This is a genomic window from Aerosakkonema funiforme FACHB-1375, from assembly GCF_014696265.1.
Lineage (GTDB): Bacteria > Cyanobacteriota > Cyanobacteriia > Cyanobacteriales > Aerosakkonemataceae > Aerosakkonema > Aerosakkonema funiforme_A.
In genome coordinates, this window is the sequence record NZ_JACJPW010000050.1 from 1 (window position 1) to 26425 (window position 26425).

Sequence of the window (26425 nt, forward strand, 5' to 3'; positions counted from 1 at the left end):
CCTTCCTATCTCCTAGCCCCTAGCCCCAACGCCCTAGCTATATGTTTTTTGAATTTGAATCTGACTTTGTAGATGCTTTGCGGTGCATTCCCATGCAGGTGCGCTATAAGTTAGACACTTGCGGTGTCAAACTTAAACTAAACGAATGGAATCACTTTACCAAAGAAGAACGCGAACTGCTGGTAGATCGACCCTGCACAACAGCGGCAGAAATTCAAGCTTATCGAGAAATGCTACATCTATTGATAAAAGAGCGCATGGGTACATCAGCAACTGATTTGCCAGTTGAGGAAAACCCAGCTTGGATGGATACAGCAAAAGTGCCTGTTACCGTGCGCGAAAAAGCACAAGAATTGGATGTCGCAATCACTTCAGAACAATGGGCAAATCTGCTACCTTTACAGCGATTTGCCCTGATTAAACTCAGTCGTTCCAATCACGAAAATAGCAATTTTTTACCCGCTCTCAAAGAATTTAATTTAGTTTGAGCGATCGGCAAAACCGATTCAATCGTAGGGTGGGTTAGGCACAGGCGATAAATTAAAAATTTTCAACCAACTATTAAATTCCCGTGCCGTAACCCACCATCACCCGAATCTGTAACAAAAAAGAACATTTTTCACCATAAACCTAGCTATATTAGCGATCGCAAACAGGTTCGAGAAGCACTGGTTGTCCAACCGAGATGGCTTGTTCGATAATATCGGCAGCTCGCTTGACTCCCCCTGCTTGACGAATTGCTTGCTTAATATTTAAAGCATTTTGCAAGTAAAAATCTTCCGTCATCACCCTTTGAATTGCATTTTTGAGTCTACGAACACTCAACTGAGTGACAGGAATTACTTCCCCAGTTCCCGTCCACTTAACTCGCGATCCGGTTCCTGGCTGCTCAAAGGTGATGGGAATAGCAACTAAAGGTACTCCATAGCTGAGCGAATCAAGTGTTGTATTCATTCCCCCGTGAGTAATGGTTAAACTAGCTTTGTCAAGCACTTCTAGCTGCGGAGCATATTCTACAACTAAGGGAGAACCGGGTAGTTTTTCTACTGCTTCTGCATTCATCCCGCCTCCGTGAGTAATTACCAATTGAACATCCAGTTTTTCGCAAGCCGCCGCAACAGTATAAAAAACATCTGCTTTGGTATTTTGTACGCTTCCCAGAGAAGCATAAATTAGAGGTTGTCCGGTTAATTGCTCAAATGGAAACGATACTTTTCGCGGTGATGAATTACGAAATGGCCCAGCGTAATGAACGTGCTTTGGCAAGTTAGGACAGGGAAAATCAAAAGCAGCAGGTTGTTGACTGATGTGAGCTAGTTGAGTGGATGTAGAATAAATATGTCGGTAAGGTGGTAACTTCCATCGAGCGCGATATTTATTGATAGTTTTTATTATCGGTTGGCAGCTGCGATCTAAAATGTGATAAGCAACCTGATTGCGAAGACGCGCCCACCAAGCATTATCGTAACTCCAAGGTGTGAAAAAGGGTGGAACGTCCGGTCGTCGGTGAATTGCTTGACCGGAGGATATGCAGATAAAGGGAAGGTTTAGGTATTGTGCGATCGTTTCGCCTGCGGGTTCGAGTTGATCTACCAACACGGCTTCAATTCCGATTGCTTTAATTGCGTTGGGAGCATCTTGGCAAATAATTTCAGTCACCATTTGGCAGAAATCAACTGAATAACGCAATGCTTTTATTTCGCTTAATTTAGCCAAGTTCTGGAAAGTTTCAGCTAATAGTCCCGGTCGATAAATAGACTCTCCAATTGGGTAAAAGTCTACCCCTTCGGAGCGAATTTTAAATTCTAGATCCGAGATTTGCAGAAACGTGATGCGATGACCGCGTATTTGCAGCTCTCGTCCCAAGGCTGACAAAGGATTTATGTGACCGGGGTAGGGAGGGCAAATTATACCAAAGTGAGTCATACTTGATTTAAATTTGGAATTTTACATGGAAAAGTTTTCTATTTCTTCCTTCTGTAAGCTTCTGGTAGCTTCCACCAAGGCAGATGAGGATATTCATGATGTTCCTCATGGTAGCAAAAGTGATAGCAGGTGATAAATGACCAGAAAACTGGTAGTGGATTAGTTTGCGCTCGATGACAATTAGTGTATCCTCCTTCTGGTTCGCGGTGGGGTAAGAAAGTTCCAAAGTAAAACAATTGTAATGAACTTAATAAGGGGGGTATAACCCAAAACAACATTAGATTGATTGCGGATATATGAAATACATAGTTGAGCGAATAAAATAGCGACATCAAACTGATAAGTTGCTTCCAATTACAATAGCTTGTCATAAATTTAAAATACCAAATAAAGAAATTATTGGATTCTTCATCGTGGAAATCTGGGTCGAGTTTGCTGGCAGGGTTGTGGTGGTGTAAACCATGCTTTTTTACTAATTCTTTGTAATTAAATAGGGCATAAGCTAATATGCACAATGAACCTATAAAATTGTTAATTTTGGGGTTTCTTGGAAAAACTAAGCCGTGCATAGCATCGTGAGCGGTAATAAATAAACCTGTATATAGAAAGGTTTGCCAAACTATGCCAAGCAATATCCATAAAAAATTAACTTGCCCTAAGTTGAAGTGAAGTAAAAAGGTGAGGCTAATAGCCCATACAATCATAATAATAAAAGCAATTATTATACTATATGATGCCTCTTTTGATAGGATTGTTGAGTGAAAAGATGTCCAATTAAAAGTAAAAGATATTCGTTGCGATTGAAACACGCTATGACTCCACCTATCGTTGAATTGAAAGTTCCTATTTTAGGCAGAAGTTTTTAGCTATCCTTGCTTACCGAAAGAAGTAGAGTAGCTATAAAAATAATGCTTTAAGGGTTAGTATTTTGCTTTTAAAGCTGGGCGCGATGCGCGACAAAATACGGTTGCTTTTTTATAGTAACTATCCAAAAGCTAATAAATATCTGCCTGGAGTTTTAAAGAAGCTTTATTTCTAAAGAACGATATTAGGTAAAAATATATTGTTATTCAGGATACATTATTAGTTTCTTACGGCCCGAAGATTATCTATCGTAAGACTTACGGGCTCTTCCGTACAAAGGTGTGCCAAATGATTTGTTTTTTGGTGTCCTAAGCCTCAGCTAGCTGGGATTTCAAAGCGATTACCCTGTCAGAAGCAAGTTAGCATAGACAAGTAGGGGTATAAATAATCTCAAAGCCTTGCTACGCAAGGTTTTGACGATAAATTTGAGTTAAGTTAGCACACCTTTGTACGGAAGAACCAATTTTTTCCATAAATCTGAAAGAGCTACCCCTGTAGTCACATCCAGCAATACAGTACAAAAATAAATCGATCGAGCTAATCTACCTTCTCAAACTTGTCAAACAGTTCTAACAAACCAACCGTACCCACAAAAAAAGTATAAATACCATATTCTAGGGGCGTCTTGTTTTTGGAAGCCGCATAAAAAGCTGCTATTACTCCCTCAACAAAATGGGCGACAACGGCAAATCGCTCGATCGCGAAAATCGGGTTGAGGCTGTTTGGTATCTCAGTGTGAGTTAGTACCGCATAAATATGCCAAATTTCCAATGCGATCGCGCCGGTTATCAGCACTGTAGATATCACTTTGATCGAATCGGAAATTTTTTTATTAAAGAATTGTAGTTTCATACTCAAGACCAATAATTTTGCGTTAACTTGCTGACCGAATTTTAGATTTTACATTTGGGATTGCATAATTCCGAATAGGAAATCTAAAAAGATTGACAAAAAAACTGATAGAATATCAGCGTAGCTATGTTCTATGGAAAGAGGTTGGTGTGTCCAGAGGTCAGAACGTAATTGGGCAGCTTTTATTAAAATCGATGTTTCGCTTCCCGATCGGTGAAGAGAAACTACGATTCTACTCTACCATAGACTGGCAAGCCGAGAGCGATCGCGCTGCGTCTTCCTCCGCAACGTATCGCTTCCGACAACCCGACCCGCTCTATCCATCCTATTACATCAGCCAAAATTTTCACGGTATAGAAGGCGGCTACCTCAATGCGATCGCACAGGATCGCCGCTTCATTAAGGTTACGAATTATTCGGCATTAGTAGTTAAAGCTTAATCAATTATTGAGGTATCGTTATGTTCTCATTTTTTAGAAGAATTGGCAACAAATTTGTTGAAAAATTAACTAATATCCGCCACGAACCAATCAATAAAACTAGCTTAATTATTCTCATATTAATTGATATATTTGTACTTTTCAATGTCTTTAGCGGCTTAAATAGCATTTCCCAATGGCCACTAGCCCCATATGAAGAGTTTCCCTGCTTTAACGCTTATCAAAATTACCAAACAGCAGAGAAGAAAGAAACTTTTGCATTTAAAGTTAGCACGATTGAAAATCGGATCGAACAAAATAAACAATCTCCACTTCCTTATGTTGACAATTCCAACAGGCTGGGTGAGGTTGACAATCTATGTACAAATCATACCCGTTTATCCAAAGCAGTTAACACTCCTGAAACTGTCCGATTAAAAACCAGTATCGATCGGCTGCGAAACGAAATCTCTTCTTCCCAGCAAGAAATCCAAACGCTGCAAAGGCAATACAATTCTACTTTACTCGAAAAAATTGCAGGTCAACCGACTGAAAAATCAATCAATAAAGTTAATGCCGATCGCATCAAATCGGAGATCGATCGCAATCAGCAACAAATCGCCACTAAGGAAAAGCAAATCGTCGCGCAGCAAACTCAATTAATTCAAAATCCGGCTGCTGACGCTTATCTCAAACTTCTCAGTAATACTCCTGAATATGAAACACTCAAAAAAGCTTACTCTACAGCCGAGTTTTGGTATCCCAACAAACAATTACTATTACAAGTTTTATTTCTCTTACCGTTAATTCTCATAGCTTATATTTGGCATTCTACAGCCATCCGCAAAAATCTAGGCTTACAAAGCCTACTGAGTTGGCATTTACTCGCCATCTTCTGTATTCCTTTAGTAATTAAGTTTTTTGAATTCATTCAATTTGGCAATCTTGTTCGTGTAGCGATCGAACTAATTGTTAAGCTGTTCGGCGGCTTGGTATTTATTGCCAGCTATGCCTTTATCCTGATTATACCTTTGTTGGGTCTGGGTTTAATTAAACTTCTGCAAATCTGGGTTTTTAATCCCCGCGTTCAAGCGAAAAAGAGAATCGAAAAAGTGCGTTGCATTAATTGTAACTCAAAACTTCGCCTCAGCGATGAATTCTGCCCCTATTGCGGTTACGATCAGTATATCGATTGCTCAAATTGCCACCAAAAAGCTTATAAATATAGCAATTTTTGTAGTAAATGCGGTCATAAAATAGAGAGCGATCGATAATCTTTCTATATTGTTTATTCCGCACCGGGTAGCAAATCAGGAGCGATCGATTTTCTTTGAATAGCGATGACAGCAGCTTGAGTGCGATCGCGCACATCTAACTTCTGCAATATCGAGTGAACGTGAACGCGCACCGTACCAGGAGTAATATACAGCATTTCGGCAATTTCCTGATTGGTTTTGCCAACGGCAATTAATGCCAAAATCTCTTGTTCTCTACGGGTGAGGGGGGAAGCAAATTTTTCAGATGAATTTTCCGATATAGTAGCGATGGATTCCTTCTCAAAAGCGGCACGAATTTCGGTTGTAGCATTAGAATCCCACCAAGAAGCACCAGCAGCAACCGAACGAATTGCCAAAATTAACGTTTCCGACGGTACACCTTTCAAACAGTAACCCTGTGCGCCAACTTCAATAATTCGATTGATCAGAGATTTTTGCGTGTGCGATGTCAGTACCAAAATTGGCAGGTGGGAATATAATTGCCGCAGTTGGCGACAAGCCTCTATTCCACCAATTCCCGGTAATCCAATATCTAATACAACAATATCGAGAGAATGGCGTTTAGCCATTTCCACAGCGGTTTCCCCATCTTCAGCTTCCGCGATCACTTCAAAACCCGTCTCTTGCTGCAACCGAACGCGCAAACCAAGGCGGAAGAGTTCATCATCCTCAACTAATAAAATTTTTAAGGGTAGAGAAGACATTTTAGGCAGATTGGGAGAGATGGTACGGAAAGGTAGGTAAGCGAAAGGCGAAAATTGCGCCAGTGGGATGACGGTTTTCTGCCCAAATTGTACCGCCGTGTGCTTCAATAATTTGACGAGATAGGTAAAGTCCCAATCCCGATCCTTTTGCTTGACGATCGCTCTGTCCTTGGTAAAATCTTTCAAATAGATAGGGAAGCTCCTCAGCCCTTACTCCCGCCCCACTATCTATAATTTTAATCGTATGATGGGAAGCACCTGGCTCCATCACAACTTCCACTTTCCCACCGCGTACAGAATGATTGATCGCATTGGTTAATAGGTTAGCAAACACGCGCTGAAGTTGGAGAGGGTCGCCTTTAACCCATAAAAACTTGCGGAAATCGGATTCGCCGTAGTTAAACGAAATGTGAACGCGACGACTGGCGGCTAAATCGGTTAGGGTAGTAGCAACTTCTTCGGCAATTTCTACTAGCTCGACAGTTGACCTATTCAAGTTTAATCCTTCAATATCGTTACGGTAAATATCCAGTAAGGTTTCCACCAGTTGCAGCGTAGTTTTGTGACTGCGAATCATAGTTGCCAAAACAGTTTGCTGAGTGGGTTGAACGATACCGAAACTTTCTTGTTGAAATGCTTTTAGGGTTTCAATTGCGCCTAACAGGGGAGTTTTTAGGTCGTGGGTAAGTGCGGAGGCAAAATCTTCGCGAACGCTGACGAGTTTTTCCTGTGCTTGCAGTTTAGCTTGCTGTTGCAGTACGGTTTGTTGATAAAGCCGATTGCGATCGCTTAAAATGCCCGTAACTACCAATGCGACGATCGCGATTAAACGACTTGCGATCGTCGCAGGTCTGACCGCTTCATTCTCTGGAAGCCAGATATTCAGCATTGTTAAGATACAAGCAACTACTGTAACAGTAAAAGTAGTTCTGCGGCTGAGACGGGTACTTGCCAGCAAAATTGGCCCTATATAGAGATAGCCGAATACATAGTCCGATGGAGTGCTGTATTCCAGCAGTAGAACGATGGCAAATAGCGCGACAATCAACCAGAAGGTTCTCAAACGCCAATCTTTGGAATGAATAAACATTGGTCATCGGTCATTGGTCATTGGTCATTGGTCAATTGTCAGTAGTCAGTGGAAAGGGAAAATAACTAATGACTGTTGACAATTTATTCTTCAAGTCTAGTTTACTTAACCTAAAGACAACCATTTATGCGAGCGTTTATATTTATCTATACTTACAGTTATAAAACACTCTAAATGCTCTAAACGCTTTTATACCCAAAAGAATATACCGACAATTAAAGACCCATTAGTTATAAATTTATACTTGTAAACATTCCCAAAAATGGGTAACTTAAAAATTGAAACCTTAAATCTTGGATTTCAATTTCAAATCCAAAATTACCTTATGTTGCAAGGATGGATTCAGATTGCACTGACGCTACTAATTTTAGTAGCTATAACGCCTTTTTTTGGCAGCTACATGGCTCGTGTCTTTCAAGATCGGAAAACCATTTTAGATCCGATTCTCAATCCGATCGAGAAATTTATCTATTCCTTGGTAGGCGTGCGAGCAAAAGAAGATATGACAGGTTGGCAGTATGCGAGAGCAATTCTGTACAGCAATATTATCATGGGTCTGCTCATCTTTTTCATTATTATGAATCAAGGATGGTTGCCCTTTAACCCAACGGGCGTACCTGCACCAACTTGGGATACGGCGCTGCATACCACAATTTCTTTTATTACTAACACCAACCAGCAGCATTATTCGGGTGAAACTTATCTCAGCTATGGCAGCCAAATGTTAGCGCTGGGCTACCTTATGTTCACCTCAGCAGCTACGGGTTTGGCAGTGGGGATTGCTTTTATTAGAGGTTTAACAGGCAGACCGCTGGGTAATTTCTATGTGGATTTAATTCGCGCAATTACACGGGTGTTGTTGCCAATTAGTCTCGTAGGCGCGATCGTTTTTATTATGGCTGGAATGCCTGAAACTTTGGCTGGCCCGGTAGTAGTACCAACTTTGGAAAATCCAGCAATCAGTCAAGCGATCGCACGCGGCCCAGTAGCGCATTTCGAGATTATCAAAGAATTAGGTGAAAACGGTGGCGGTTTCTTTGCCATTAACTCGGCGCACCCGTTTGAAAACCCGAATGGATTGACAAATTTAATTGAGCTTGTGGCGATGTTGTCTATTCCATCATCGCTGATTTACACTTACGGAATTTACGCCAACAATATCAAACAAGCGTGGTTAGTTTATTCAATTCCGTTGACAATTCTCGTCGCTTTCATCATCATTACAGCGATCGGAGAATATAACGGCAATCCCGCAGTTAATGCTTTGTTAGGTAGTCCAGCACCAAATTTAGAAGGAAAAGAAGTTCGGTTTGGTTGGGTGCAGTCGGCATTGTATGCAGTCTTCACCACTGCCAGTATGTGCGGTGCCGTTAACAGTTTGCACGACTCTTTTATGCCCGATGGAGGATTTATTACCCTCTCCAATATGTTCCTGCAAATCGTGTTTGGCGGACAGGGAACGGGAACGGCATATTTGTTTGCTTACTTGTTATTAGCAGTATTCGTGACCGGACTGATGGTAGGACGGACGCCAGAGTTTTTGGGAAGGAAAATTGAAAAGAACGAAGTCGTACTGGCAAGCTTTTTAATTCTGTTAGTTCACCCGATCGCTATTTTAATTCCCAGCGCGATCGCACTTGCTTTTCCCGACCAATTAGCAGGTATTAGCAACCCCGGTTTTCACGGTCTTTCGCAAGTAATTTACGAATATGCTTCCGCCGCAGCTAATAACGGATCTGGGTTTGAAGGTTTAGGAGATTCCCAACCATCACCTTTTGCGATCGCTACAGGTACGCCAACAACTGTAACAGCATTGTGGTGGAACTTAAGCACTTGTTTCAGCTTATTAGCAGGGCGATATATTCCGATCGTAGCGTTACTATTACTAGCCGATAGTATGTCGCGCAAACAAGCAGTTCCCTTCACCCCCGGCACATTGCGAACTGATACGGGATTGTTTACAGGTATCACGATGGGAGTGATTTTAATTATGGGCGCACTCACCTTTTTTCCAGTGCTGGCATTAGGCCCAATTGCAGAAGCTTTTCAAATTAGTATTAGTAAAGGTATTGGGTAATGAGTAATTTCACATTTTGCACCAGCCATTCACCCACCTGCGAATCAATTCGCAGGCTAAAAGCGAAAGTCCACTGAAGTGGACTAAAAGCCAATCTACAGTCCACTTCAGTGGACTTGGGCTATTAGCCGTGGACTTGAGTCCACGGCGGGTGAAAAGCACCACCAATAACTAATGACTATTAACTTATGGGAACCATAGATAAACAGAAAATTCGCGTACCGGGTGGCCCTCGCGACGAACGCAAACATACGCCAAAAGTCGATCGCAGAGGAATTTACCAACGAGCAATTCGAGAATCATTTGTCAAACTCGACCCTCGAATTGTAGTTAAAAATCCAGTCATGTTCGTAGTTTGGCTGGGTACAATTGTCACCTTTTTAGTAACGATCGATCCCAATTTATTTGGTACGATCGCAGCAGATAGCAACCAGCAAAGATTGTTGAACGGTATTATTACTTTCATCCTGTTTTTTACCGTTCTATTTGCTAATTTTGCCGAAGCAGTAGCCGAAGGAAGAGGTAAAGCACAAGCTGACGCACTGCGATCGACCCGCACTGACACGATTGCCCGTAAATTACTTCCCAACGGTAAAATCGAGGAGATTAATTCCACCGAATTACGCCGAGGCGATTTAGTCAAAGTAGTTGCAGGCGATATGATTCCCGCCGATGGCGAAGTAACGCAAGGAATAGGTTCGGTTGATGAATCTGCGATTACCGGAGAATCTGCACCCGTATTGAAACAACCGGGAAGTGACATTGCTAGTTCCGTTACTGGCGGAACGCGCTTACTTTCCGACGAATTAATCGTTCGGATTACTTCCGATCCAGGTCAAGGTTTTATCGATCGAATGATTGCTTTAGTCGAAGGTGCAGAACGAACTAAAACGCCGAATGAAATTGCTTTGACGGTGTTACTAGCAGTTTTAACTCAGGTATTTCTAATTGTAGTAGCTACCGTACCACCATTTGCCGGATACATTGCCAATTTTATTAGTGTTGCATTTGGTATTGATGCCGGAAACAGTTTGCGTAGCGGTGCGAGTGTAGCGATTTTAATTTCACTTTTGGTTGCTCTCATTCCTACTACAATTGGCGGTTTGCTAAGTGCGATCGGCATTGCAGGAATGGACAGAGTAGCGCAATTCAATGTAATTGCCACTTCTGGACGCGCTGTAGAAGCTTGCGGTGATGTCAACACTTTGGTATTAGATAAAACTGGCACAATTACGTTAGGAAATCGCTTAGCAGATGAATTTATTCCGACGAACGGACATTCAATGCAGGAAGTAGGAAGTGTATGTCTTGCTGCAAGTATTTTCGATGAAACCCCTGAAGGTCGATCGATCGTGCGATTGGCAGAAAAACTAGGTGCAAAGATAGATTTTGACACCAGTAAAGGCGAAGGCGTAGAATTTTCTGCTCGTACTAGAATGAGCGGTACGGATATAAATGGAGAAGAATATCGCAAAGGCGCAGTAGAAGCGATTAAAGGTTTCGTGCGATCGCGTGGCGGTCAAGTTCCTGCTGCTTTAGACCAAGCTTACGAACGAGTATCTCGCTTAGGAGGAACACCTTTAGCTGTTTGCAAAGGCAATGATATTTACGGCGTAATTTATCTCAAAGATATCGTCAAACCTGGTTTGAGAGAACGTTTCGATCAATTGCGGCGCATGGGTGTAAAAACCATCATGCTGACCGGAGATAACCGCATTACTGCTTCCGTAATTGCCCAAGAAGCTGGAGTTGATGATTTCATTGCCGAAGCTACTCCTGAAGACAAAATTGATGTAATTCGTTCCGAACAATCTCAAGGCAAATTAGTAGCAATGACCGGAGATGGTACGAACGATGCACCAGCATTGGCGCAAGCAAACGTAGGTTTGGCAATGAATTCGGGAACTCAAGCGGCGAAAGAAGCTGCCAATATGGTAGATTTAGATTCCGATCCTACCAAATTGATCGATTTAGTCACGATCGGCAAACAATTGTTAATAACTCGCGGTGCATTAACCACATTCTCGATCGCCAACGATATCGCCAAGTATTTCGCCATTATTCCTACCATCTTCGCCGCCGCCGGAATAGGTGCATTAAACGTTATGGGATTGAAAAGCGCCCAATCTGCGATCGTTTCCGCATTAATTTATAACGCACTAATCATTCCCGCCCTAATTCCTCTAGCATTACGAGGCGTACAATTCCGTCCTCTCACCGCCGATCAATTACTGCAACGCAACATTTTAATTTATGGCGTTGGCGGTATCATTGCGCCCTTCATTGCCATCAAAATAATCGATATCATCTTGCCACTTTCTTGATAATAGTCAATGGTCAGTTGTCAGTGGTCAGTTGTCAGTTGTAATTTTCCCTTTCATTATGAAACTTATTCACAAACAACACTCGATTTTCTTACCAAACAATACGGCTCGCTTACTTGAAGAAGCGACCGAAATTTGGATACAATGGCGCAGGCAAAAACTACCGTTATACCTATTTCTAGGAATCAGCATTAACTTATTCATTGCGCCCTTAGTTTATGCTGCCACAGATGGTGGATTATACCGCCCTCAATCCTGGGCATTAGGATTGTTGGGATTGGGTGTTATCGCAATTTCCATCTATTTATTTTTCGTTATGTTTGTACCGGAGAGGTTCTAATGAGTTTCGCAAGGGAAATAGGCAGAGCAATTCGTTCTACCCTGGTACTTTGGGTAATTACTGCCTTAATTTATCCACTATTTACGATCGCTTTCGGGCAGATTGTTTTTCCTTTTCAAGCAAATGGTAGTATTCTTACTAACGATCGAGGTCAACCAGTTGGATCGGCTTTAATCGGTCAACCATTTACAAGCGATCGCTATTTCAACAGTCGTCCCAGCACCACCAACTATAGCACTGCCGACCCCACCAAAGATGAAGCAGGTGTACTGAAAACCGGAGTTTCTGGTGCGAGTAATTTAGCACCAAGCAACCCTGCATTGCTCGATCGCATTCAAGGTAAAACCGATCCAGACCCCACAAAAAGCATTGAAGGAGATATTCCCAGATTGCAAAAAGCGGGAATTAAACCTACCGCCGATTTGATTTACACTTCCGGTTCTAGCCTCGATCCCCATATCACGCCAGAAGCAGCTAAAGCGCAAATTTCCCGCATTGCAGCAACACGAAAACTCGACACCAATCAGTTAGAAATTCTAATTAACCAAAATACTGATGGGCGATGGTTGGGAATATTTGGAGAGCCAGGTGTTAACGTACTAAAGCTAAATCTAGCTTTGGATAAACTCAAGCCTGCTAGTTAGTAAATATAATAAATCCCAAATTAAAATGTGCTTGTTTGCATTTTAATTTGGGATTTTTAAAATCATTCTTTTGGCGGCAATTAAATGTATCAACCACAAGCATCTTCACCAGATAGTAGCTACATCCGTCCGGCGCGTCGCGGTAAGCATAAAATTTTTATTGGTATGGCTCCAGGCGTGGGTAAAACTTTCAAAATGTTGGAAGAAGGACACACGCTAAAGCGAAATGGTGTAGATGTGGTAATTGGTTTGTTGGAAACTCACGGACGCAAGGAAACCGCCGCCAAAGCGGAAGGCTTGGAAATGATTCCCCGCCAACAAATAAGCCATAATGGTTTAGTGCTAACGGAAATGGATACCGATGCTATTATTGCTCGCCAACCGCAGCTTGCTTTAGTGGATGAATTAGCACATACAAATATTCCAGGTTCTCAGCGGGAAAAGCGCTACCAAGATGTGGAAGTTATTTTGGCGGAAGGAATTGATGTATATTCCACAGTTAATATTCAGCACTTAGAAAGTTTGAACGATTTGGTAGCTCGAATTACCGGGATTGTTGTCAGAGAACGTATTCCCGATCGCTTTTTGGAAGAAGCTGATGAAGTAGTTGTCGTTGATGTCACTCCCGAAACTCTAGAAGAACGTCTGCGGGAAGGCAAAATTTATGCGATGGAGAAAGTAGAGCAATCATTGCAAAACTTCTTCCAACGTCGTAATTTAATTGCTTTAAGAGAACTAGCGCTGCGCGAGGTAGCTGATAATGTAGAAGGAGATGCTGTTGCAGAAGCAACCCGCACTAGCAATGGTGAAAATTTAGAAATACAAAATATCAGCGTTCACGAACGGGTATTGGTTTGCGTTTCTACAGAACCAAATTCGGTACAACTTTTGCGGCGAGGAGCTAGAATTGCTGGTTACATGAATGCGCCTCTTTATACGCTGTTTGTTGATAATCCCGATCGCTTTTTAACTAAGATAGAAGCACTTCATGTGGAAACCTGCGAACGTTTGTGCCGAGAATTTGAAGGAGAATTTTTGCGAGTGTCTGGGTATAACGTTCCCGAAGAAATTGCCAAAGTTGCCAAGTCTTACCGCATTACTCAAATTGTTTTGGGAAGAAGTCGAAAATCTCGTTGGAAAATTTTACTGCGTGGCTCTTTTATTGATAATTTGATGCGGTTACTTCCCCAAATTGACATTCATATCATCCGCACACAAAATAAATAATTGTACGACGCCCTAGCTATAAAGGGCAGTTGATTTTGCGGGATAAAGAATTTAACAAATTAGTCCAAGCAGAGTTGAGTTCAGTATCTTGGGGATTGGTACGCCGCAGTTGATTTAGTTCGGTTAAAGTGTCATACCAAAGACGCTTTTTAGCAAAAAGATAAAGGCGTTCCCGTGGAGTTGCTTGCTTCAATTGACTCTCAAATTCCGGTTCTAATGCAATCCGCTCGATGACGCCGCTTGTATATATTTCATCGTTCATTCCACCATAGGAAAGAATCCATCGGTATTTTTTACCAATTGCTAAAGGTGGTGCAGTTTGAGGGAGACGAAATTGTATAATTCCTTCACTTTGAGTTAGTTCAAAAGTTGTTTTGTAAACTACATTTTGTTGTTCGTCCTGTAATTGCAACTGCATGGATTTGGATAAGGAGGGTTGATTTTTGAGATAAAACCAAAAAGTTGGATATTCGGCAGCAGTCATTCCGTATCCATGAGTAGGAAGGATCGCCAACAGGTCGCAAGATCCCCGGCTACCTCCATCTTCGGTATCTTCTGGTCTCCCTCTGGGCGGTGGTTCGTATTCTAATAGTTCTAACACCTGGGATAACAATGTACTGCTTCCAGAAGATTGCTGATTTACAACGTCTGCGAAGCCAGATTTAATTATTGTTAAAGCCAAGAAAAAATGTAAGGTAATCTGCCCTAAAAGTAGTTTCTTGTTGCACACTCCCATTAGTATACCTCCTTGCGATCGCGCCATCCTTTTTGTAAAAATATACCTGACGGGGGGACAACAATCGGTCTGCTATTCTCAAGAAGACCTAACTAATGAAAAAAATGAATTTAATACCTTCATTTTACACCCAACACTTAAAAACGCAACTAAAAAGAGCAGAGTTTTTAATTTTATATATATTAGTTGCGATGCTACAACAGCATCGAAGAGTTAAGTTAGAAGAATTAGCCAATCAATTTCCCCAAAAAATCTTATTTGAAAGTCGTCGCAAGAAGTTACAGAGATTTCTGTCGCTACCACACATAACAATCGAGAAAATTTGGTGGCCATTGTTGACCAATTGGTTAACCAATAATTTTGAGCCAAACTCAGTTTTATACATAGCAATTGACCGCACGCAATGGGGATTGGTAAATTTGATAGTTATCAGTCTAATTTATGACAAAAGAGCCATGCCCATCTACTTTGAAGTATTGCCTAACTTAGGCAATACAAATGCAGGCAAGCAGATAGAGGTACTTTCGCGAGTCATGCCCTTATTAAGTAATTATACTAAAATCGTTTTGGGAGATAGAGAATTTTGTTCTGTTGACCTAGCTCAATGGCTCAGAAGTCAACCTCAGACATACTTTTGCCTACGGTTAAAACGAAATGAATATATTGAAATAGCCCCAGATATTTGGCGTCAATTACAGGAATTAGGTGTAATGCCAGGGCTTTCAATTTACTTAGAAGGAGTTAAATTAACCAAGAGTAAAGGTTTTGATTCGGCCAATATTGCAGCTAAATGGAAGCGTACATATCGGAGTAAAGTAGCAGAAGAAGCGTGGTTTATTTTGACTAATTTGGCAGATTTGAAGGCAGCTTTATCAGCCTATCAAAAACGGTTTGGCATTGAAGAAATGTTTAGGGACTATAAGAGTGGTGGCTACAATCTAGAGTCAACAGGCGTGAAGGATGAGCGTTTAATATCTTTAATCATTTTGATTACTTTGGCTTACACCAGGGCCATCATATCTGGCGAAAAAATCAAAAGGAAGGGAGTAGTTAAATATGTGGGTCGCGTGAAAGAAAAACGAAGAACTCAACGCCGCCATAGTAGCTTTTATATTGGTCTACATGGCTATGCTTGGGTGGAATCTCTGGATTTCTTCCATCAACAAACTTCTCAATTGATGTCTTTAAGCCCTCATAAGCTACCTTATTATCAACGAGGTCGTACAGCCGAAAAGCTTATCCAGTCTACCTTTGAGCTATAGTTGTCGCCCCGTCATAATCAATCAGGAGCTTTTTTCAATAATTATTATCAAGGAGTATGTTATGCCCCTTTATATATTTTTTGCGGGCATCATTTATTAGTGGCCAAGCTCCGTCCATCTAATGTAGATCCGCCTGAAGGAGCATTAGAAGAATTACAAAGAGTGATTGGATTAATTAGAAAAGAATGGCCAAATACTCAAATCTTAGTACGAGGCGATAGTGCTTATGCGCGGGAAGAAATCTTTAATTTCTGCGAAAAACAGGAGGGCGTGGAATATGCGATAGCTATGGCAACTAATAGCCAATTAAAGTCAAGAGCTAATAATACAATTGAGAAAGCTAAAAATGAATATTCAAGGAAGCTTGAACCGATTGTGGAATTAATGTCAAGTTTTTTTGAAAAAAATGAAGATTTAGAAGTAGTCGGAAAGTTAGTTCCTAGTTCAACTTGGTATCGTTCTTTATGTTATCAAACAGAAAAATCGTGGAGTCGCTTTAGAAGAGTTGTTACCAAAGTTTGTTATGGAAGTGAAGGCTTAAAAATTCGTCATGTTGTTACCTCTTTACCTGCTGCCAAAATTTCTCCTTCAGAGCTTTATACAGACAAATATTGTCCGAGAGGAGAGATGGAAAATCGGCTGAAAGAACAACAATTAGATTTGTTCGCCGATCGCACTTCAACCCAAACATTCCAAAGTAATCAATTAAGACTTTGGTTCTCATCAATAGCTTATGTTTTAATGCAAGCTTTTCGTCAGCATTGTTTATCTAAAACTTCTTTTTCTCAAGCAACCGTCGGCACAATTCGTCTAAATTTCCTGAAGTTGGGAGCGAGAATTACTGTGAGTGCTAGACGAATTTTAATGGCGGTTACCAGTGCTTGTCCCTCTCAAGATATTTTATCTATTGCTTACTTTAGAATTCAATCGATTCAGGATACTGGTTGATTTTTTTTTTACGGAAGCTTGCTCAACTTCATAACTCGTCAATGACTGACCATATATGCAGTCTATTTTCTGATGAGAAGGTTTTTGAATTAAGCTGATTTTACCGAGGATTTAGTAACGGTTTGGTGATTTTAGATTAAATTTTTCTATGGCGACTGTTCCCATATCTTTTGTTTTTCAAAAAGGTCAACTTTTCATCCCAAAATCAGCTTCTCGAATCAGTTTGTGAGAAATGCGGGTGTCTCGGTGAACGAAAAAGGACAAGTAGTTTTGATGGGATCGGGTATTTCTGTACCGGATGCAGGAGGAACAACAATTGTTTCTGGTAATGTTTTTAGTCGCAGTCAGCAGTCAGTTGGTGGAGAAGTGAATGTTCTAGGTTCGCGCATCGCTCTCCTCAATGCTAATATCGATGCGTCTGGTGCAAACGGTGGCGGCAATATTTTTATTGGTGGAAATCGATCGCGCCTCGGTTCTCTCCCCAATGCACAGTATACCTTTGTTAGTCCCGATTCTGTTGTTGCTGCGGATGCTGTGCAACAAGGTAATGGCGGTCAAATTATCGTCTTTGCACAAGATACTACGCAAGTTTACGGTAATTTGACGGCGCGAGGCGGTTTGCTGGGAGGGAATGGTGGGTTTGTTGAGACAAGTGGAATGCGATCGCTTATCATTACCAGTATCCCCAATGTAGGCGCAACAGCAGGTTTAGGCGGCGAATGGCTGATCGATCCTTTCAATATCACCATTGTGGCAGGGAACGGCAACACCAACATCAACGAAACTTCTCCCTTTGAACCATCTGCTGATAATGCACAATTAGGTGTTGATTTGATTACCGCCGCACTGAATTTAGGTGATGTAACTATCTCGACAAATTCTAGTGGTACGCAAGCTGGAGATATTAGCCTGAATACGCCGCTAACGTTTAATTTAACATCCGAAAGAGCTTTGAAACTCGATGCTAATAATAGTATTTCGATTACCCAACCAATTCAAGGCATACCTGGTAGCGCCCCTTTGAATCTCGTTTTTAACGTTAATAACGGCAACTTGACAGGTAGTACAGCCGGAGTTGCTATTTTTAATTCTATCGATACTTTGGGTGGGGATATTACAATCAATGCTAGCCGGATATTAATTACGAACAATCCCTCTGTGAATTCAGGTGGCGGTGATATTAATTTAACTGCCGTGGGGAGTAATTCAGATTCATCTCCAATTATTCATATTAAAACTGTTACTACCATTGATACTGGTGGAGGAAGTATTACAGTAATCGGTAAAGATCCCTCTAATACTTCTCTTGGTGTAGCGATTACTGACAGCCAGTTAACAGTTACAGGTAATGGAAATATTACAATCAATGGCAGTATTGGTGGCAGTGGTAGTACAAGTCCTGGAGTCATTATTACTAATAGCAAACTTAGCGTTGATAACGGTAATATCACGGTCGATGGTACAGGCGATCGCACGGGTGGAAATGGCATTTTGCTCAACGTTGACAGTCAGCTAATTGCCACAGGTAACGGAAATATTATACTCAATGGTACTGGTGGCAATGACGGTGTAGGAATTGCTGGCAATAGTCAATTGATCGTCAATAACGGCAACATAACGCTTGCTGGCACTGGTAATGGCGATGAAGGCATACAAATCAATACTGATAGCCAACTAACTGTCACAGGCAATGGAAATATTAGCCTCAATGGTACTGGTAATAATGATGGAATTTTGATTGAGAATAGCAGTCAGCTTACTACTGCTAGCGGTTTTATAACTATTACAGGCGCGTCGAATACAGCTGGAAGTGGAATTAATTTAAGAAATCTTAGTAGCGTTCAATCTACCAGTGGTGCTATTACTTTCACTGGTACTGGCGCAGTAGATGTAGCAGGAATCGAAATCAAAGACAGTAACATTAACCCGACTCCTGGTAGCGGAAATCTTACTCTAAAATCTGATGAAATAAACCTCCTTGGCACAACTCAAATTAAAGGTACTGGTACAATCGAATTACAACCCCTTAACTCCAATTTAGGCATTACTATCGGTGGAAACTTTGAGAATGATGACTTAAATCTTGATAATTCCGAAATCGCCACTCTGCAAAAAGGGTTTTCTCAAATTATTATTGGAACTTCTGATAGTACTGGCAGTCTTACACTTGATGATACCAGCTTTAACGCTCCGGTCAACATTGCAGGCGGTTCAAGTTTAATCGGCCCTAATCGCGATACAACTTGGACAATTACAGGCAGCAATTCAGTCAGTATCAGCGGTTATTCCAATCCTTTAACTGCTAATAATATTCAAAATCTCAAAGGGGGAATTTTAGATGATATTTTTGTTTTTGATGATGGTGTAAACTGGGCGGGAAAAATTGATGCCGGCGAGGGAATAGATGGCTTAGATTATTCGGCGTTTACAACTGACTTAACTGTAGACTTAGCCGCTTTGGGTGCAACAAGTATTGAAAGAGTTATAGGAACAACAAATGCAATTAGCACTATTATTAGTAATGATACAAACAATACTTGGAATCTCACCGTAACGAACAGCGGTAATATAAACGGCACTCTCACTTTTAGGAATTTCCAAAATCTTGTTGGTGGCAAGCTGGACGATAATTTCGTTTTTAATGATGGGGTGAAGTGGGGAGGTAATATTGATGCTAATGATGGCATAGATAGTTTAGATTATTCGGCCTTTACAACTGACTTAACTGTAGACTTAGCCGCTTTAGGTGCAACAAGTATTGAAACAGTTATTGGGACAACCAATGCAACTAGCACTCTCATCGCCACGAATACAAACAATACTTGGAATCTCACAGGAACGAACAGCGGTAATCTAAATGGCACTCTCACTTTTAAGAATTTCCAGAATCTTCTAGGTGGTAAGCTGGACGATAATTTTGTTTTTGATGATGGTGTAAACTGGGGTGGAACAATTGGTGGTAATGCGGGAATAGATAGTTTAGATTATTCGGCCTTTACAACTGACTTAACTGTAGACTTAGCGGCGCTGGGTGCAACGAGTATTGAAACGATTATCGGTACAACGAATGCAACGAGTACCCTGATAGGCGGTAATGCAAACAATACTTGGGATATTAGAGGAACGAATAGCGGCAATCTGAATAATACCCTGAATTTTAGCCAATTTCAAAATCTTATAGGTGGAAGTTTAGATGATACGTTTGTTTTAGGTGATGGAATTAATTGGAGTGGCAATATCGATGGTAAATCGGGAAGTGACACGCTGAATTATTCGGCTTTCACGAGTTCTATCAACATCGATTTAGCGACTCTCAATGCTGTAGGTATTGAAACTATTGTTGGCACGAACAATGCTACCATTAACTTAATCGCCAAGAATACTAACAACATTTGGAATATTGCAGATAGCAACAGCGGTCGGCTTAATGAAAATCTCAATTTCAGAAATTTTCAACGTTTAACAGGCGGAAGCTTAGAGGATAGTTTCATCTTTGCCGATGGAGTGGTATGGGGTGGAATTATTGATGGTAATGATGGAGTAAACACTCTCGATTATTCTGCCTATACTACCACATTAACTGTAGATTTTGGCACGCTAGGAAACACAGCTATCAATATTAATAATATTATGGGAACGACGAATGCCACTAGCACCATAATTGGCACAAACAAAGATAATGTTTGGACAATTACGGGAAATAATAGCGGCACATTTAATAGTAATCTCAATTTTGGGAACTTTCAACAGCTTGTTGGTGGTAACCTTAACGATGACTTTGTTTTTAATGATGGAATTAACTGGAATGGCACCATTGATGGAAAAAATGGCACAGACACTTTAAATTATACTGCTTTTACCAGTAATTTAACTGTCAATTTAGAGGCGTTGGTAGCTAGCAATATTGAAAATATTATTGGAACTAACAATGCAGCCAGTACGCTGATTGGCAGAAATACAACTAATGCTTGGACTCTGACCGGAAATAATAGCGGTACGTACAACAGCACGCTGAATTTCAGCCAATTTCAAAACTTAACGGGAGGTGATGGAACGGATATATTCGTTTTTGTTCCTCCCGCTAGTATTAGCGGAAATATCAGTGGCGGTGCTGGTAATCTGGCGTTAATTGGAGATGAAATTGATTTTTCGGGAGTTGTTTCTGGAACAGGAGATTTACGAATTGAACCTTTAACGGTTAATCGAGAAATTCAAATAGGAGGAACGGATACTGGAAACAATAGCGTTCTTAATTTAACCAGTACAGAGTTAATTTTGTTGCAAAATGGCTTTCGTTCAATTACTGTTGGCAGAACGGATGGCAGCGGAACGATAACTTTGGCAGGTGATGTAATTTTTGAAGACCCAGTAACGCTGCAAACCCTTGGTATAATTAGTTATCAAAATGGGACTATCAGCGGTGCTGACGATGCCAGGATTACCTTAGCAGCTAAGGGAGATATTACCACAGGTAGTATAAGAAATCCGGGTCGCGAGATTTCGATCGCAAGTCAACAAGGGCAAATTAATACAACGGCTGGAACGATTGATACCAGTTCTGTTACGGGTGATGGAGGTGCGATCGCACTCACAGCTTCCGGTAATATTACTATTAGCAACCTTAACTCTAGTTCTACTGCAACTAGAGGAGGAAATCTTGCTCGTCCCGCATCCCAGGATGGGTTAGCTACAGAGGAAAATCAAAGAGTTCAGCAGTCGTTGTGCGATCGCTCTCCTGACGATCCGCTACATATTATAGTAGTGACCGCAACCAGTCCAGCTATTAACCTGCAAATTCCCACAGCCAAACGCGAACAAGTGCTAGCGTTAGCAACTGAAATGCGTAGGGAAGTAACAAATAAATATAAAACCCGCACAACCAGTTATTTAGCTTCAGCCCAACAACTGTATAATTTTCTCATTGCTCCCATTCAACCAACGTTGCGATCGCAAGGAATTGAAAATTTGGTATTAGTTCCGGATGCAGGTTTGCGATCTCTACCATTTGCAGCACTTCACGACGGTCAAAAGTTCCTGATCGAGCAATATAGTTTAGCTTTGATTCCCAGTTTCAGCTTAAGCGAACCTCGCTACGCCAATCTTAAGAAAGCTAGAGTTTTGGGAATGGGAGCATCGCAATTTCGGGATCTAAGACCTTTACCTTTTGTACCTGTTGAGTTAGCAACTATTACTTCTAAGTTGGGGGAAAGTAAATTTTTCTTAAATGAAAGCTTTACGTTCAACAATCTCAAAGCACAACGCACTCAGCAGACTTTTGAAATTGTTCACTTGGCAACTCATGCAGACTTTAAAACAGGAAAGCCCGATAATTCTTACATTCAGCTTTGGGATACTCGCTTGCCATTGCCTCAAATGCAGCAGTTAAACTGGAATGACCCGCCTGTGGAGTTATTGGTACTTTCTGCTTGCCGCACGGCGTTGGGAGACGAACGCGCAGAATTGGGATTTGCCGGATTGGGAGTACAAGCTGGTGTGCGATCGGCCCTAGCAAGTCTGTGGGAAGCCGACGATCGGGGCACGTTCGGACTGATGGTAATATTTTACCAGCACTTGCAGCAAGCTCCCATTCGCGCATTCGCTCTTAGAGAAGCACAAATTGCCCTACTGAAAGGTCAAATGAGAGTAGAAGCGGGAAAATTGCGCGTATTTGAACATACGGTAGCGGTATTGCCTCCCAAATTAGCTGAAACTGCTGCGATAAATTTTGCTCACCCTCACTACTGGGCTACATTTGTACTGATTGGCAATCCCTGGTAGGAAAGTAGCGTCTAGGGACTAGGAGAAGAAAAATACGCTTGTAGGAGTGCAACGTTAATAGGTGATGTTACGAGAATGGGATGTTTAATGCCACCCCAAATACTGCCGGTGCGAACGCGGTACAAAGCTAATACTTCCGGAATTTTGGGAGAGATTAAAACCTGTGGTGGTGCAAGTTGATCGAGTAATCGGGCGCGGTGATACTGGCTTGATTCTGACAAAGCACGATCTAAATGTTGAGCAAGGATATCGGGCGTTTCTTTTGCCGAATCGAGTAACAGAATATAGTGAGGTGGATTGGCAACTGGAACTAAGCTTTTAAAACTGGTTCCTTCGAGATTCAAGCCTTCTAAAATATGGCGCACAAAGGTTTCTTGCAGTTTTTCGCCAACTAAATCGCTAATATTTTGATGTCGCCCCAGAAACTCTAGGCAGGGAGTATGGCGATACCAATGAGTCACCTGAATGCGATCGCCTATGCGATAGCGATACAAACCGCCCTTTTGGGATAAAATAATTGTGTATGTCTGTCCGGTGCTGAGTTCGTGCAATTTATGTAGGCAACCTTTATCGTCTTCAAACTCGAAAAAGACTCGATCGAGAACTGGCACGTATCCCTCAGCTTCAATTAACGGAATTGTCATAGGGGCTTCAGTAGCTAACAAACCTTTACCCTGAACCAAAACGCCTGGAAATTGCGATCGCAGTCCATTTGCCCCATCTGCTGCATTTGCACTATCCCAGCAAGAAATCAGCTTCAAGTTTGACCATAGTTGTGTCCAGGGAATTTTGGTTTCAGCGAGGATTTGCAGACGATCGCGTGAAATTTTGTGCTGTAATTCTTTTGCTAATAACTTCTGATTTGCCTGGATATAATTTAAATGCACCTGGAGGAAACTCGGACTCCAAACAGAAATAATTTCTAATTTCTGGGCTTGCAACAATGCTAAAGCAAGTTGATGTTTAAACAGATGCGGATCGCGCAGGCGATCGAGTTTATCCGGCATCACCAACCAGGGACGTAGAAACCACTGCAACCAACCGTCTAGGTAATCCAGGTCATCTTGCAGAGATAAAGAGCTATCTTTTTTGGTATTCGCTTCATCTAATTGAGGTGAAATACAGGCGTAGAGCTTTCCAGTTGAAAATTGAGGCCCATGTTGAATCAGATCGTTTGCCCAAACACAAAACATCTGATTGAAAGATTTTCGTAGCGATCGCGTGTAAGGAATCCATTTAACTGCGCCACTACTGCCAGATGTTTTTTCATAAAACAAAATGGGTTCGGGAGTTAATGGAATTCGATCGCGTTTGGGATGTTGATTTTGCTCTCCTAAAATCCAAGGTGCAAGTGCTTCATAATCGACGATCGGCACGCGCTGCCAATCTGCTACAGAACGAATTCCCAAGGATTTGCCATACTCGCTTTGAATGAGGCGATCGCAGATATCTTTCTGTACAGATGCCTGAGTTAATTGAGGGTTATCCAATGCTCGATAAAATCGATGGGCAGTTGGTGCAAGAAGTTGCCCAAACAGTTGAATTAATTGACGCATTATTTCACCTTTTGATTGGGATAAAGATTAGTGGCGACTCGTAAATAAGTGCCATCCCGAATAACTACACCAGGGGCGAGATGCGAGCCTGCTCCTACAAATACATCATTGCCAATTTGAACTTTTTTGACATACAACATCAAGTTTTGTTTGCGAGGTTTGATGACATGGGAATAGATGCCAACGCGATGTCCAATTACAACGCGATCGCCTATTTCTAAAAAACCGCGATCGGCAATCTCCAATCCTGGTGTCCAGTACACATTTCGCCCTACCTTAGCACCCCACAAACGCAACCAGTAGGAAAATGCGCCCGGAATCAATCTCAACACCGCTTCTAAAGCGGGAATCGCAATATAAATAGCCTGGATTTGATGGCTTCCCCACCAAGGACTGTACTTTTTTCCCCGCAAATAACTAATACCCTCCCGCACCGGATACACCCACTGATGTAATCGGTAGGCTAGCACTGGCAAACCGTAGAGAGAACTCAGAATCGCCATCCCACTTACGATACCGGGAGAATGTGCAAAGTAGACAAATCCCATCCCAGTTAGCAATAACACAAGGGTAGGAAAGAACAACAAAATCGTACTAATTACTGTCATGAAAAGGGGAAGAAAAGTTTTTGACTAAAGCTTAATTGGGTGGCGATGCCGATTTTGGTTGGCAATTGACTACCTTCATAATAAGTTCCATGCAACCTATCCCAAAGTTTCAGATTTGCACCATAATTGCAGTGAGGTGATTGACTGGAATGATGCCATGAGTGATCCTGTGGCAGAATCAACCAAGGAGATAGACAACGGTAAAGCCAACTATGTGAAGGAATTGTCAGTCGGCTGTGTCGCCATAAATCTAGAGCAGAAGTTAAACTAACTCCTAAAAGATAGCCTGTTGGATCGGCTAGCAAGTACATAAATAGGGCATGAACCCACAGATAAACAATTAGAAAACTCGCCCAAAGCGTGTTGCGAGATGTTCCCAAAACATCTAAATCAGTTACAGTATGATGCACCTGATGGATCTGCCAGAAGCGAGCAAAGTGCAAGAGGCGATGATTCCAGTAATAGAGATAATCAACTACAACAAAGCTGAGCATAAATGTTAAAATTAGAGGTAGCTTAAGAGATTCGTGCGCTATGGGTAGCCAGTGACGATAAAGCTGATAAATTAACGTAACTTGCAGTAGGGGAATCAAAATTCCTTGCACAAACAACCCAACACTATCGATTAACCAATCTTCAAGAGATTTTGCTTTGAGTTGAGTTCGACCGTATTTATCGAATATCGTCCATCCAACCAATCCGATAAAAGCAACAAAAACGAGAATTTGTGCAATGCTTTGCATAGCTAAATTTTATACCCAAAATGTAACTTTAACCGATTGATGGGGTAGTTGTCGCGGGTTTTCGCCACGAGCGATCGCATCTCGAATCGACTCCACAAATACATGAATTGTATCGGCGGGTGTATGATAAAATTGCGTGCCGTATTTGGCGATCGTTTCCCCCTGAATGCCCAGAATTTTGACATCCTGTTGAATAATATGTTGTGCTGTCCATCGCACAAACGGACGCGCCAGTTTATTCCAGATCCCGTAGTTATAAGTAACATCAGTGTAAACTAGCGTTGAATTTTCTGTTTCTGGAATAGATTGACTTGTAATGAATAAATGGCGGTTGTCTCCCATCTTGTATTCTACACAGGTGATATTCGGCATATAAAAGCGATCGCTATGTTTAATTTCAACACCTTGCTCATTGAGAAAACGGCTATACCATCCCAGATTGCTGGTTTCGTTCCGATATTCCACCAAAACCGAACCATTGCAGCGTTCGACAATCATTTCTAACTTTTGTTGGCGGGAAGTACGGAAAATACCAGGATGAACAAAGGCTGTGTGCGGAATATCAATAAAGTTTTCCACACAATTGGTAACGTTGTTAGCAAAACGGTTAATTACCCGCACTGTCTCCCACCCAGGTTCTTGATAATGAGGCATGGAAAAGGGATGAAAATCTTCGCTCAAGTCGTCCGCTAACCGCACATAAATATAACCATCCTGTTCTTTTGTTGCGTAACATTTTGCTCGACGCTGCTGGGAAGGTTTGAACGAATCTCCTTCAGCAGGAACAGCAATAACATTACCATTTCGATCGTATATCCAACCATGATAAGAACATTGCAATGCACCGCGACAAACTTTTCCGGCTGAGAGGCGGCTATTGCGATGCAAACAGCGATCGCGCAACGCCACAGCTTGCCCATCTTCTGCGCGAAAAATTGCCAGCCATTCTCCTAAGAGCGATCGCGCCAACACCGTGTTAGGTTTTAATTGGTCGCTCAATGCAACAATGTACCAAAAATCTGCAAATTGCATACAGTGAAGTTTATGAGG

Annotated in this window: 20 protein-coding genes and 1 pseudogene; 11 read left to right on the top strand and 10 right to left on the bottom strand. The window is 41.6% G+C overall.

Features of this window, described 5'->3' with window-relative positions:
• The first annotated feature begins 41 nt into the window (after positions 1–41).
• Complete coding sequence (locus tag H6G03_RS19510) at positions 42–488, top strand: nitrate reductase associated protein (RefSeq protein ID WP_190467005.1); 447 nt, start codon at positions 42–44, stop codon at positions 486–488.
• Positions 489–639: 151 nt separating this feature from the next.
• Here the strand turns inward: H6G03_RS19510 and H6G03_RS19515 are convergent, their stop codons facing one another.
• The 3 genes from H6G03_RS19515 to H6G03_RS19525 form a co-directional block, all read right to left on the bottom strand.
• Entirely contained in the window at positions 640–1926 is a 1287-nt protein-coding gene (locus tag H6G03_RS19515; RefSeq protein WP_190467008.1) for a glycosyltransferase, read from the bottom strand.
• Positions 1927–1964: 38 nt separating this feature from the next.
• Positions 1965–2735, bottom strand: a complete 771-nt coding sequence (gene crtW, locus H6G03_RS19520) for a beta-carotene ketolase CrtW (RefSeq protein WP_407650751.1) — start codon at positions 2733–2735, stop codon at positions 1965–1967.
• Positions 2736–3327: 592 nt separating this feature from the next.
• The gene (locus H6G03_RS19525; RefSeq protein WP_190467013.1) at positions 3328–3642 is read right to left on the bottom strand and encodes a hypothetical protein; all 315 of its coding nucleotides are present in this window, start codon (positions 3640–3642) and stop codon (positions 3328–3330) included.
• Positions 3643–3734: 92 nt separating this feature from the next.
• Between H6G03_RS19525 and H6G03_RS19530 the strand changes: the two genes are divergently transcribed.
• A complete protein-coding gene (locus H6G03_RS19530; RefSeq protein WP_190467018.1) occupies positions 3735–4082 on the top strand; it encodes a hypothetical protein in 348 nt (115 codons plus the stop codon).
• A gap of 20 nt (positions 4083–4102) precedes the next feature.
• Complete coding sequence (locus H6G03_RS19535; RefSeq protein ID WP_190467023.1) at positions 4103–5335, top strand: zinc ribbon domain-containing protein; 1233 nt, start codon at positions 4103–4105, stop codon at positions 5333–5335.
• Positions 5336–5349: 14 nt separating this feature from the next.
• Here H6G03_RS19535 and H6G03_RS19540 read toward each other — a convergent pair whose 3' ends face one another.
• Together H6G03_RS19540 and H6G03_RS19545 are read right to left on the bottom strand one after the other, a co-directional pair.
• Complete coding sequence (locus H6G03_RS19540) at positions 5350–6042, bottom strand: response regulator transcription factor (RefSeq protein ID WP_190467025.1); 693 nt, start codon at positions 6040–6042, stop codon at positions 5350–5352.
• A gap of 1 nt (position 6043) precedes the next feature.
• The gene (locus H6G03_RS19545) at positions 6044–7132 is read right to left on the bottom strand and encodes a sensor histidine kinase (RefSeq protein WP_190467028.1); all 1089 of its coding nucleotides are present in this window, start codon (positions 7130–7132) and stop codon (positions 6044–6046) included.
• 325 nt (positions 7133–7457) lie between these two features.
• Between H6G03_RS19545 and kdpA the strand changes: the two genes are divergently transcribed.
• The 5 genes from kdpA (at position 7458) to H6G03_RS19570 (ending at position 13744) form a co-directional block, all read left to right on the top strand.
• The gene (kdpA, locus tag H6G03_RS19550; RefSeq protein ID WP_190467031.1) at positions 7458–9209 is read left to right on the top strand and encodes a potassium-transporting ATPase subunit KdpA; all 1752 of its coding nucleotides are present in this window, start codon (positions 7458–7460) and stop codon (positions 9207–9209) included.
• Positions 9210–9397: 188 nt separating this feature from the next.
• Positions 9398–11533: a potassium-transporting ATPase subunit KdpB gene (gene kdpB / locus H6G03_RS19555; RefSeq protein WP_190467034.1), complete on the top strand. Its 2136-nt coding sequence runs from the start codon at positions 9398–9400 to the stop codon at positions 11531–11533.
• 58 nt (positions 11534–11591) lie between these two features.
• Complete coding sequence (locus tag H6G03_RS19560; RefSeq protein ID WP_190467037.1) at positions 11592–11873, top strand: potassium-transporting ATPase subunit F; 282 nt, start codon at positions 11592–11594, stop codon at positions 11871–11873.
• Positions 11873–12517: a K(+)-transporting ATPase subunit C gene (gene kdpC / locus H6G03_RS19565; protein ID WP_190467040.1), complete on the top strand. Its 645-nt coding sequence runs from the start codon at positions 11873–11875 to the stop codon at positions 12515–12517. The genes H6G03_RS19560 and kdpC overlap by 1 nt, the downstream gene beginning before the upstream one ends.
• Before the next feature lie 84 nt (positions 12518–12601).
• Positions 12602–13744 carry a universal stress protein gene (locus H6G03_RS19570; protein WP_190467043.1) on the top strand — a complete coding sequence of 381 codons (1143 nt, stop codon included), beginning with the start codon at positions 12602–12604 and terminating at the stop codon, positions 13742–13744.
• A 16-nt stretch (positions 13745–13760) separates the two neighbouring features.
• Here H6G03_RS19570 and H6G03_RS19575 read toward each other — a convergent pair whose 3' ends face one another.
• Positions 13761–14480: a DUF928 domain-containing protein gene (locus tag H6G03_RS19575; RefSeq protein ID WP_190467046.1), complete on the bottom strand. Its 720-nt coding sequence runs from the start codon at positions 14478–14480 to the stop codon at positions 13761–13763.
• A gap of 104 nt (positions 14481–14584) precedes the next feature.
• On the opposite strand from H6G03_RS19575, the gene H6G03_RS19580 reads away from it, so the two are divergent.
• The 3 genes and pseudogenes from H6G03_RS19580 (at position 14585) to H6G03_RS39295 (ending at position 22468) form a co-directional block, all read left to right on the top strand.
• On the top strand, positions 14585–15742 hold the full coding sequence (locus H6G03_RS19580) for an IS4 family transposase (protein WP_190467144.1): 1158 nt from the start codon (positions 14585–14587) through the stop codon (positions 15740–15742).
• A 15-nt stretch (positions 15743–15757) separates the two neighbouring features.
• Positions 15758–16690, top strand: a pseudogene (locus tag H6G03_RS19585) (IS1380 family transposase); the annotation flags it as partial.
• 225 nt (positions 16691–16915) lie between these two features.
• Positions 16916–22468, top strand: a complete 5553-nt coding sequence (locus H6G03_RS39295) for a CHAT domain-containing protein (protein ID WP_206756637.1) — start codon at positions 16916–16918, stop codon at positions 22466–22468.
• A gap of 11 nt (positions 22469–22479) precedes the next feature.
• Here H6G03_RS39295 and H6G03_RS19595 read toward each other — a convergent pair whose 3' ends face one another.
• Genes H6G03_RS19595 through H6G03_RS19610 form a run of 4 tightly spaced genes read right to left on the bottom strand, consistent with a single transcriptional unit; the run spans position 22480 to position 26407 of the window.
• Entirely contained in the window at positions 22480–24024 is a 1545-nt protein-coding gene (locus tag H6G03_RS19595; protein WP_190467051.1) for a GH3 family domain-containing protein, read from the bottom strand.
• The gene (locus H6G03_RS19600; RefSeq protein WP_190467054.1) at positions 24024–24632 is read right to left on the bottom strand and encodes an acyl transferase; all 609 of its coding nucleotides are present in this window, start codon (positions 24630–24632) and stop codon (positions 24024–24026) included. The genes H6G03_RS19595 and H6G03_RS19600 overlap by 1 nt, the downstream gene beginning before the upstream one ends.
• Positions 24629–25375, bottom strand: coding sequence for a sterol desaturase family protein (locus H6G03_RS19605; protein WP_190467056.1), 747 nt, complete (start codon positions 25373–25375; stop codon positions 24629–24631). The genes H6G03_RS19600 and H6G03_RS19605 overlap by 4 nt, the downstream gene beginning before the upstream one ends.
• A 9-nt stretch (positions 25376–25384) precedes the next feature.
• Positions 25385–26407, bottom strand: coding sequence for an aromatic ring-hydroxylating dioxygenase subunit alpha (locus tag H6G03_RS19610; RefSeq protein ID WP_190467060.1), 1023 nt, complete (start codon positions 26405–26407; stop codon positions 25385–25387).
• Positions 26408–26425: the final 18 nt, after the last annotated feature.